Origin of the sequence: Oxalobacteraceae sp. CFBP 8761 (assembly GCA_014841595.1) — a bacterium.
In the GTDB taxonomy this organism is placed as follows: domain Bacteria; phylum Pseudomonadota; class Gammaproteobacteria; order Burkholderiales; family Burkholderiaceae_D; genus Telluria.
Genome location: JACYUE010000001.1, coordinates 767,963 through 778,503 on the forward strand (window position 1 = coordinate 767,963; position 10,541 = coordinate 778,503).

Annotated in this window: 10 protein-coding genes and 1 tRNA gene; 5 read left to right on the forward strand and 6 right to left on the reverse strand. The window is 59.4% G+C overall.

The window, feature by feature from the left end:
- The first annotated feature begins 27 nt into the window (after window positions 1–27).
- The 5 genes from IFU00_03415 to IFU00_03435 all read left to right on the forward strand — a co-directional run bounded on the left by IFU00_03415 (window position 28) and on the right by IFU00_03435 (window position 5,817).
- Window positions 28–1,470 (forward strand): efflux transporter outer membrane subunit, encoded by a 1,443-nt coding sequence (locus IFU00_03415; protein ID MBD8541329.1) that lies wholly within the window; start codon window positions 28–30, stop codon window positions 1,468–1,470.
- 174 nt (window positions 1,471–1,644) lie between these two features.
- Window positions 1,645–3,267, forward strand: coding sequence for an MCP four helix bundle domain-containing protein (locus IFU00_03420; protein MBD8541330.1), 1,623 nt, complete (start codon window positions 1,645–1,647; stop codon window positions 3,265–3,267).
- An 88-nt stretch (window positions 3,268–3,355) separates the two neighbouring features.
- Window positions 3,356–3,763: a cell envelope biogenesis protein TolA gene (locus IFU00_03425; GenBank protein MBD8541331.1), complete on the forward strand. Its 408-nt coding sequence runs from the start codon at window positions 3,356–3,358 to the stop codon at window positions 3,761–3,763.
- Between the two features lie 138 nt (window positions 3,764–3,901).
- Entirely contained in the window at window positions 3,902–4,795 is an 894-nt protein-coding gene (locus tag IFU00_03430; GenBank protein MBD8541332.1) for an HDOD domain-containing protein, read from the forward strand.
- A gap of 110 nt (window positions 4,796–4,905) precedes the next feature.
- Window positions 4,906–5,817 carry a choice-of-anchor A family protein gene (locus IFU00_03435; GenBank protein MBD8541333.1) on the forward strand — a complete coding sequence of 304 codons (912 nt, stop codon included), beginning with the start codon at window positions 4,906–4,908 and terminating at the stop codon, window positions 5,815–5,817.
- 13 nt (window positions 5,818–5,830) lie between these two features.
- On the opposite strand, the gene IFU00_03440 is transcribed toward IFU00_03435, so the two are convergent.
- The 6 genes from IFU00_03440 to IFU00_03465 all read right to left on the reverse strand — a co-directional run bounded on the left by IFU00_03440 (window position 5,831) and on the right by IFU00_03465 (window position 10,305).
- Window positions 5,831–7,051, reverse strand: coding sequence for an MFS transporter (locus tag IFU00_03440; GenBank protein ID MBD8541334.1), 1,221 nt, complete (start codon window positions 7,049–7,051; stop codon window positions 5,831–5,833).
- A 142-nt stretch (window positions 7,052–7,193) separates the two neighbouring features.
- Window positions 7,194–7,802, reverse strand: coding sequence for a YigZ family protein (locus IFU00_03445; protein ID MBD8541335.1), 609 nt, complete (start codon window positions 7,800–7,802; stop codon window positions 7,194–7,196).
- 69 nt (window positions 7,803–7,871) lie between these two features.
- Window positions 7,872–7,947: transfer RNA gene (locus tag IFU00_03450), tRNA-Lys, on the reverse strand.
- Between the two features lie 51 nt (window positions 7,948–7,998).
- Window positions 7,999–8,595, reverse strand: a complete 597-nt coding sequence (locus IFU00_03455; GenBank protein ID MBD8541336.1) for a hypothetical protein — start codon at window positions 8,593–8,595, stop codon at window positions 7,999–8,001.
- A 540-nt stretch (window positions 8,596–9,135) separates the two neighbouring features.
- Window positions 9,136–9,417 carry a hypothetical protein gene (locus IFU00_03460; protein MBD8541337.1) on the reverse strand — a complete coding sequence of 94 codons (282 nt, stop codon included), beginning with the start codon at window positions 9,415–9,417 and terminating at the stop codon, window positions 9,136–9,138.
- Window positions 9,418–9,870: 453 nt separating this feature from the next.
- Window positions 9,871–10,305 (reverse strand): hypothetical protein, encoded by a 435-nt coding sequence (locus tag IFU00_03465; GenBank protein MBD8541338.1) that lies wholly within the window; start codon window positions 10,303–10,305, stop codon window positions 9,871–9,873.
- Window positions 10,306–10,541: the final 236 nt, after the last annotated feature.

Below are 10,541 nucleotides of genomic sequence, written 5' to 3' on the forward strand. Positions count from 1 at the left end.
ACCCGCATTCAATTGAAGAGACAAACCATGTTCAAGCCTGTACTTAACGGCGTCCTCGCGATCGCCATCAGCACCCTGTTCGCCGGCTGCACCACGCTGGGCCCGGATTTCAAAGCGCCGCCGGCGCCCGCCGATGCGGCATTCCGCCATGTCGACGCCAGCACGGACGGTGCGCGCCTGCCGGCCACCTGGTGGCAGGTGTTTGGCGATGCAACGCTCGATACGCTGGAGATGCGCGCCTTGCGCGACAACCCGGGCGTCGAGGCGGCAGCGCAGCGCCTGCTGCAGGCGCAAGCGCAACTGGGCGTCGTGCGCGCAGGGCAGCTGCCGTCGGTGTCGGTGGGCGCGGGCGTGTCCAATGCCCGCACGTCGAGCGAGACGTCGCAGGGCCTGGCCCTTGGTGGCCGCTCGATCGAAGGCAATAACTACAGTGTGGCTGCGTCGTTCTCGTATGAGCTCGACCTGTGGGGCCGCGTGCGTCGCATCGTCGAAGCCAGCGACGCGCAGGCACTGGCTGCGCAGATCGATCGCGATGGCGTGCTGCTGATGCTCTCGGGCCAGGTGGCGTCGAACTACTGGCAGTTGCGCGGGCTGGACGCCGAGCTGGCGATCCTGCGCGACGCGCTGGCCACGCGGCGCGAATCGCAGGATCTGATCGAAGCGCGCTTCAATGCCGGGCTGTCGAACGAGCTCGATGTGTCGCGCACCCGCATCGAGCGCGCCAACGCCGAAGCCGACCTGCACGAAGTCCAGCGTCAGCGCAACCTGGTCGAACACGCGCTGGCCACGCTGGTGGGTGCTTCGCCCACTGCGCCGCTGCTGCCCGAGACGGCAGCCGGCGCATTGCCGCAGCCACCAGCGATCCCGGTGGGCCTGCCGGCCAGCCTCGTGGGCCAGCGCCCTGATCTTGCGGCCAGCGTGGCGCAGCTGAAGGCGGCCAATGCGCAGATCGGCGTGGCCGAGGGCGCGTTCTATCCGGCGCTGTCGCTGACGGGGAATTTCGGCTATGCGTCGCAAAGCCTGAACGACCTGACCACCGGCGGCGCGCGCCAGTTCTCGGCCGGGCCGTTGGCCCTGTCGCTGCCAATCTTCGACGGTGGCCGCAACCGCGCCAATCTGGCGCTGGCGCAGGCACGCTACAACGAGGCGCGCGCGAATCACGACACGCGCCTGCTGACGGCGCTGCGCGAAGTGGAAGATGCGCTGTCGGACGTCGAGCAGCGCTCCAAACAGGGTGATGTGCAGGCCCAGTCGCAACAGGCGGCGGCGCGCGCGCTGCTGGTGGCACAGGCGCGCTACGACCGCGGCGTCTCGACCTATCTGGACGTGACCGACGCCCAGCGCAGCACGCTGGCCGCCGACCGCGCCGCGGCGCAGATCCGCACTCAACGCCTGCTGGCAACGGTGGCGGTGGCGCGTGCCCTGGGCGGTGGCTGGGAGCAGGGCGCGGCATTGGCCACCGTGCGCTGAGACGCGCCGACCCGTGGTTGTCACGACCAACCATGGGCAGGTGTTGCATAATGGTGCACACGAGGTGCACACGATTCAGATTTGATTCCAATGGGCAATATCGGGTGATATATTTGCGCTCGCTGAAAGAAAACAGACAGTTTTCTTTGCGACCCACTGATCTCGACCCCCCCCATGAAAAACAAGAACCTCACGATCGGCGCCCGGCTGGCTTTCGGCTATGGCGTCGTCTTTTTGCTGATGATTGTCCTGGTTGCGCTGGGCGCGAGCCGCGTGGGGCGCATCGAACATGTCCTGAATTACATCAATGACGTCAACAGCGTCAAACAGCGCTACGCAATCAATTTCCGCGGCAGCGTGCATGACCGCGCGATCGCCTTGCGCGACGTGGTACTGGCGGCCGACCCGGCTGGCGCCGCGACGCCCATCGCGCTGATCAAGACGCTGGACGACAACTACGCGCGTTCGGCCGGCCCGCTGGACGCCCTGTTCGCCGAGCGCACCGACATGCTCCCCGAAGAGAAGGACGCGCTGGCCGCCATCAAGGCGCAGGAAAGCCTCACCAAGCCGCTGATCGAGCGCGTGGTCGCGCTGCACGCCGCCGGCCAGGGCGTCGAAGCCGCGGCGCTGCTGTCGCAATCGGCCGCACCGGCCTTTACCGGTTGGCTCGCCAGCATCAACCGCCTGATCGACCTGGAAGAAAAACTGAATAACGAAGCGGCCGCCGATGCACGCGCGATGGCCAAGGGCTTCGTTGGCTGGATGGCGCTGCTGTGCCTGGGCGCGATTGCCGCCGGTTCGCTGGCGGCCTGGTACACGGCCCGCGGCCTGCTGCGCCAGTTGGGCGGCCAGCCGGATTACGCGGCGTCGATCGCTTCGGCCATCGCCGGTGGCGACCTGGGCGTGGCAATCGTCACCCGTCCGGGCGACAACACGAGCCTGCTGTTTGCGATGCAGGGCATGCGCGACAGCCTGGTGCGCATCGTCTCGCAAGTACGCAATGGCACGTTGGCAATCAGCGCCGTGTCGACGGAAATCGCCGACGGCAACCGCGACCTGTCGAGCCGCACCGAACGCCAGACCGGCACGCTGCACGCCACCGCTACGTCGGTCACCCAACTGACCGGCATCGTGCGCCAGAACGCCGAGAATGCACGCCAGGCCAACAGCCTGGCCGAGTCGGCATCGGCCGTGGCACTGCGCGGTGGTGAAGTCGTCGCGCAAGTGGTCGACACGATGGCGTCGATCAACGAATCGTCGAAAAAGATCGTGGACATCATCGGCGTCATCGATGGCATCGCGTTCCAGACGAACATCCTGGCACTCAATGCCGCCGTCGAAGCAGCACGCGCCGGCGAGCAGGGCCGTGGCTTTGCCGTGGTCGCCACCGAGGTGCGCAACCTGGCCCAGCGCTCGGCCGCAGCAGCAAAGGAAATCAAGGTGCTGATCGGCAGTTCGGTCGAGCGTGTCGATGCGGGCGCCGTGCTGGTCGACCGCGCTGGCGCGACCATGGGGGAGATCGTCACGGGTGTGCGGCGCGTCACCGATATCATGGCCGAGATCAGCCATGCGACCGTCGAGCAGAATGCCGGTATCGAGCAGGTCAATGGCGCGATCGCACAGATCGATGAAGCCACACGCCAGAACGCGGCGCTGGTGCAGCAGGCCAGCGGCTCGGCCGCCACGCTCGAGGATGAATCGCAGCGCCTGGCGCAACTGGTGAGCATCTTCCGGCTGAACGACGGCGCACGCGCCGTACCGAAAACATCAGGCTATCAACCGCATTTGCTTAATTGATTTTTTTGCAAGTGTACGGTGTCGCACAGAGCGGTTGTTGAGGATGGCGTTTAATGGCTACACCAACAACCTAATAAGGGACTTCACCATGAAATCGTTCATCGCCACCTTGATCACCGCCGCTGCTTTCGCCGCCGTTGGTATCGCACCTGCAGCTGCCCAGACCGTCAACAAGGCTGCGCACAAAACGGCCATGGACAAGGCCAAGGCCGACTACAAAGTCGCCAAAGACAAGTGCGACGCCATGAGCGGCAACGCAGAAGACATCTGCGAAGATGAAGCCAAGCTGATGCGCGCCAAGGCCGAGCACGATGCAGCGGTGAAGTTCGACAACACCGGCAACAACGTGATGAAAGCCCGCGGTAACGTCATCGAAGCCGAGTACGACCTGGCCGACGAAAAATGCGACGCCCTGAAAGGCGATGCAGAAGACAAGTGCGAAATGCAAGCCAAGTCGACCCGCGACGCAGCACGTGACGCCAACAAGGCAAAGTAATTCCTGACCCGGGCCTGGCCGCACCTCACTGCGGCCGGCACCTGTCATGAAAACGCCGTCCCCGGACTAGTTCTGCGGACGGCGTTTTTTTATTCGGCGTACGTGTGGCCTTGACGCCACAGTTGGCACCTACCAGGCATGCCGGGCGCAGACACGCCCGGTGGGGCAGATGGCGGGCGCTATAATCGCCCGGTGAATAAACTCGAAGCCTTTGGATATATCGCCGCGCAAGCTGTTCGCGGCGAAATCACGTTCCCCACCAGCGTCAATGCCGTGCTGCGCCTGCAGCAGGCGCTCGACAATCCCGATTGCCATATCGATGAGGCCATCAGGCTGGTGCTGGCCGAACCACAACTGGCCGCGCGCACGGTCGCCCTGGCCAACACGGCCGCATTTGGCGGCGGTGGCTCGGTACCCGTGACCAATGTCCGCACCGCCGTGACGCGCATCGGCTACCGCCGCCTGCAGGCGCTGGTCGCGAGCCTGGTGGTGCGTCAGTTCGGCAACCGCATCAACGATCCGCAACTGCGCGCCAAAGCCGAACAATTGTGGGAGCACACGACCCACATGGCCGCGATCGCCTATTCGCTGGCGCGGCGTGTGACGGGCGTCAATCCCGACACCGCTCTGTTTGCTGGCATCGTGCACGAGGTGGGCGCTTTTTACCTGCTGGCGCGGGCCGATGAATTTCCCGGCCTGCTCGACGACGATGCCGACAACTGGGGCGCGCTGTGCGAGGACGTGGTCAGCGCCGAAGTCATGAAGAAGCTGTCGATTCCACCGGCTGTCTCCGACGCCATTGCCGACATGCGCGGCGGCTGGCTCAACATGCCGCCCGGCACGCTGCTCGACACGCTGCTGATGGCCAATCAATATGCGCCAGTGCCATCGCCGCTCGATAGCCGGCGCGAGCCATTGCCGCCGCATGGTGAAAACGCGATCGACTTCGTGTTCGATGAAACCACGCTGGCCGAGATCCTGGAAGAAGCGGCCGAGACCGCTCGCGCGATGGGTGGCATCTCGTTGGTGTGATCTGATTTCTGTGTAAATACAATGTTGGAAGTGATACTATTGATCATTACCAATTCCCACATGGAACTATCGTGATCAAGCTTGGCGTATGTCTGACGGCGTTACTGGCAATGACCGGTGCACACGCAGGTGTGCTCGATATCGGTTCGGTCATGGGCGGCGCAAATGTCTTCACCGCGGGCAGTTTTACGGCCAATTCAAGCGACGTCGAAGGCGCCATCGTTTCGGGCGGCAATGTCTCGATCGCCAATTACGCGGTCAACCAGAACGGCAAGGCTGCATTTGGCGGTTATTCAGTGGCTGCTGGCGGCAATCTGTTTCTGCAAAATGGCGCCATCAGCAACGGCAAGACCTATGCCGGCGGCACGACTACCCTGAACAATGCGGCGCAAACACCGGCGACCAATGTCAGCCCGGTCGATTTTGCCGCTGCAGCCCAGCAGTTCAAGAATATCGCCAGCGGCCTGAGCATGATTGCATCCACCGGCACGATCACGCGCGAGTACAGTGCCAACAAGGTCACCGGCAGCGGCAAGGGCGGCGTCGACGTGTTCAATGTGAATGCCGACTTTTTCAATGGCGGCAACAACTGGATGCTGACTGGCCTGAGTGCAGGGCAGACGCTGATCTTCAATATCGGCGGCAAGCAGGGCGGGTTCAATGGCGGCAATATCGGCTTTGATCCATTGAGCGGCTACAACGTGCTGTTCAACTTCTATGAAGCCGAGTCGGTCAACGTCAAGGGCATCATCGGCAGCGTATTGGCGCCGTATGCCACGGTCGAAAATGGCTGGGGCGTGATCAATGGCCAGGTCATTGCCAATACGTGGAACTCGAGCGTCCAGGTGAACTCGAACCATTACTTCAAATCGGTGGAAGTCGCAGGCTTCGAGCTCGTCAAGGACGTGCCGCCGACCGATGTGCCCGAGCCGGGCACGCTGGCATTGATGCTGGCCGGCGCCGCAGGTGTCGCCGGCGTTGGCGCCTCGCGCAGACGCCGTCTGCGCGAAGCCTGCGCCTGAATCGATCTGGCCGTTACGCCGGCGGCGAGGTGGCCGGCTGCGCTTCGCCCAGCATGCGCTCGACCGTCCGGGCCAATTCGCGTGCCTTCCAGCGGCGACGCGTCAGCATCAACGCCGTCAAGACCACACCACACAGCGCCATTGCCGCTGCGACCCACTGCGGCGCAGTGTAGGCAAAGCCCAGCGTCAGCGGAATCCCGCCCAGCAGGGCGCCCAGCGCATTGCCGACATTGAAACCCGCCTGGCCCAGCGACGAGCCCAGCATCTCCGCTTCGCGCGAATGCTCGATCAGGAGCACCTGCACCGGTGGACCAATGGCCAGCGCATTGGCGCCGGTCAGGAACGCCAGCACCACCATTGCGATCTTCGACTCGGCCATCAGGCCATTGCACAGCAGCAGTACCACCATCGAGACCATCAGGATCAACAGGGCTGGCAGCGGATGGAACTTGTCGGCCAGATAACCGCCAAACTGCACGCCGACCGTCATGCCCACACCAACCGCCGTCATGATCAGCGGCAGCGCACTCGTGCTGAAGCCCGTGACATCGGTCAGCAGCGGCGCGATATAGCTGAACCACGCAAAGAAGCCGCCGGTGCCGATCGAGACGATGCCCAGGGCCAACCACAGATCCAGGTGCCGGAAGATGCGCAGGTCTTGCATGAGGCCCGTACGTTTGCTTGGCGCGATCGGTGGCACCCACTGATACAGGCTCCACATGGTAAGTAAACCAATGACCGCGACGATCAGGAACACCATGCGCCAGTCGAACGCATGGCCGATCCAGGTGCCGAGCGGCACGCCCAGCACGTTGGCCAGCGTCAGGCCGGTAAACATCATGGCCATCGCCGCCGCCGTCTTGCCGGGCTCGGCCAGGCGGCTGGCGACGACCGCGCCCACGCCGAAGAAAGCGCCATGCGGCAAGCCGGCCAGGAAGCGCGACGCCATCATCGTCTCGAAGTTCGGCGCGAACGCCGACATCGCGTTGAACACGGCAAACATCAGCATGAACCAGATCAGCACGGTGCGCGGCGGACGGCCGGCGACAATGGTGACGAGGGTGGGCGCACCGACCACGACACCGAGCGCGTAGGCGGTGATGAGATAGCCGGCTTGCGGGATCGTGATCTGCAGACCACGGGCGATATCGGGCAGGATGCCCATCATGACGAATTCGGTCATGCCAATGCCGAAGCCGCCAAGGGCGAGGGGAAGTAGGCTTTTCTTGATCACAGGGGAGGTGGTTGTACTGCGGTGGAAAATGATCCCTGCCGACGGAGGAATTTGCGGCTGGGTCTGTCACTATACCGGCTGCAAGAGCAAACGTCCGCTCACCAGTCGTGATGACAGGTATAGGGTGCCCGAATGGGCCGCCTCAAGCGGGCAGTGGCTCGTCGTCGTCCGGCGGCCAAACAATGCGGCCATGGCCCACGTCGCCCAGCCGCGCGCGGATGTCGTCAGCGTCGCTTGCCGGCAGGCTGAACGTGAACTGCACGTCGTCGCCGTGCGCTACCTCATCGAGCGTGGCGCCGGCCGCATCGAGCTCGCGCCGCAGCATCCCTTCCATCGCATACGGCGCGCTGCAGCGCAGCTGGCGCAGCTTGATGATCGGGATCTTCGGCGCGCCGAGCAGCGCCTGCGCCACACTGTCAGTGTAGGCCCGCACGAGGCCGCCCGCGCCAAGCTTGACGCCGCCGAAGTAGCGTACCACTGTGGCCAGCACACCATCGAGATCCTGATGGCGCAGCACATCGAACATCGGCCGCCCGGCAGTGCCACTCGGCTCACCATCATCGACCGCCGCTGACTGGCCGCCGGCCAGCAACGCCCAGCACACATGCGCCGCGCCAGGATGCTGCGCGCGCAGCGCCGCCACGACCTGTTGCGCACCAGCACGGTCAGCCATCGGCTGCACGCACGCGATGAAGCGGCTTTTCTTGATGATCAGTTCGTGGTGGACGGCGCTAGCAATGGTCTGGGGCATGGGGCGCGCAGTAAAAGGGGAACGAAAACGACAACGCCAACCCGAAGGTTGGCGTTGTCGATGAATCTTTGGTAGGCCGTGCGGGATTCGAACCTGCGACCAACGGATTAAAAGTCCGCTGCTCTACCAGCTGAGCTAACGACCCGAAGAAGACGAGATTATAGCGGCACTTGGCAGATTTACCAAGTGCTTCCGCTCATTCTTTCTTTTTGTCTACGTCAGCGTGGTAGTCCTCGCCCTGTTCTTCGGCGTGTTGCTCACCTTCTTCGGATACATCTTCGCCTTCGATGACCTTGTCTTCAGCCTGCACATCGTGCATGGCATGCGGTTCAAGTTCTTCGGCGCTGACGTTCATCCGGACGAACAGACCCCAGGTAGCGAGCAGGGCGGCAGCAGCCACACCAATCGACGCTGCGTGCGGCAAGTATTCCGGGCTGCCATGGACGAACTGGAACACCCCGATCAGGCACTCTACCGACAGGGACACGACGACCACGATCAGGAAGCGCGACAAGAAGCGACGCACGCGGGTAGGCGAGCTGATGTTGGCTTCGCGCTGGATTTCTTCTTCCAGCACGGTTTGACCAAGACCGAGCGCGGCAACGGCGATGGTCAGCATGCCGATGCATTCAAGGATGAGGTCGAAGCGTTCGCGGGCAACGGTATCGGCGGAAGGGCTGAGGGCAGACCAGATTTCGACGCCAGCCAGCACGACGAGGCCGATGCCGCAGGCGAAGAACAGGATGACGATGAACACGTAACCGAGTTCGAAGAGTTTTGTTATGGCTTTCACGGGGGGAGCGGTGGTTGTAAAGATGCGAGACTTTAGCAGTAAAGGCTGAGTTGGCGATGTTCAGGAGGTGGTGGGTGTGGACGTTGTGCGACAGCGGGTGGCGGGCATGCGTGACAAGCAGGTGAAACCGGCCCCTCAATTGGTGTGCCTATGCGTTAGAGTCAATCTGCAATTGCAATCTGTAACACTCGGAGTAAATTTTCATTTCTAGCTCCAGCCCTTCCAGCATCAATATCAACGGAGATGTTTTCACAGATACAGTATTCATTATCCAAAGGGATCGATCTTAGAATGCTCCAGCAACTCACGCACTGATAGAACGTCCGGTCCGAAACTGGTAAAGCCGCTCCGGCTAAGTAATTTAGGTCTACAATTTTCAACTTATTCTTTGTCATAGTAGCAACTCCCGCATGCCTTTTACTGCATTATGCTACTGGCATTTCTGCCGTACGCCTTGAACGCTTCCGTCTTGGGGAACCAAATTATCCTACAGTCTGGCTTCATCATCAGGGTATTCTACCTAAAAGTAAAAATGGATTTTTATTTATTCTTTAAGACTGCCTCAATTTGCATAATCTCATAATCTACAAGGCTATCGCAACCAAACTCCAACCCATATTCAAAATCAAGTTTTGCATAGATTTCGCCAGTACTTAATTTTATTTTTCCGATTTCTGCTCCTGGCATCGCGATCCATTCGACTTTGGATTTTAATTTTGATGCAAGATCTTTCATTATTGATCTAAATTCATTTAAATTAATTTTTTCATCAACCAAAAATTGCGATACTCTTGGTTTCTTAGTGGTTTTTATATATTTCATATGTGCATTTCAATGACAGCCAAATTTTTCTGGATCGATTTCGAAACTTGGTCGCAGTCCGCATCTCCTATTATTTTTTTTTCACGCTCCCACGGGATTGCTGTGCCGAGCCCATAATATATTCATAGGCTTCAGAACCAGTTTTTTCCTTACTTTCACCTTTGCCATCGCCTGTTTCCAAGTTAGCATTGGTTCAGGTTTTCCTGTTGTTGAGCCGGTGTAAAGGTCAATCGCTTTTTGCCGATCCTCCATCAATAACCGAGCTCTAATTCTGGCCTCATTCCTCAATCTATGGGCTTGTCTAGCCTTTTTTTTTAGGTCTGCTATGCACTGCTTTCCAATTGCCATATTTTTTAGACTCACTCAGATGGTTAGCGTCTGTTTCGATGACTTGCCATCTACTCCAGGGCAAGCAAAAACTATTATTCTACTCAATCTTTCTGACAAATACTCTCATCGAGGTTTCATGAAAATGGCTACATCAAAGGAACGTATCTCATAACTCAAATTTAGTTGACCCCACTTGAAAAGCCACGTACGCGTCCCGGTTCTAATATTATTGGGTGAGGCTCCGATGTTCTTCTTCATAAAATTCGATAGTAGATGATATTCATCTGTCATCGCCTTTTCACTTACGTCATCCCAACTTTTAATAGGACGGTCTAACCATCGCAGTAGCAGCCACTTAATACTCGTTTCTTGCAAGGAGATGAAAACGCCAAACCTCATTGTATCCTCTTGAGCCTCTACGTAGTAATAAATACCTCCCGCGCATTCTCGTTTTTCAATCAAGTATTTTTCGGCAAGGTTTTCCAACTCCTCATAATTGGATGAGACTGATAATATTTTCTCGCCAATATTGATTTTCCCTTCGGTAAAGTCAATCATGGGATTATCGACTCCGTCAGTGGATCTTCTTCAATAATGATACGATACTTTAAATTGATGCAATACTATTGCACGCCTTATTGGTTCATTGACTAACTTGTACGCTCTTCCTACACAAGGACCTCTGTTTAATATGAATGATTTTATCTCTGCTTCAGACTAAATAAAAATAATATCGAATGCGCGAACTGCCCCTGCCGGCCTAGTCGAACCGTTGGCCCGAATGGCTGACCTAA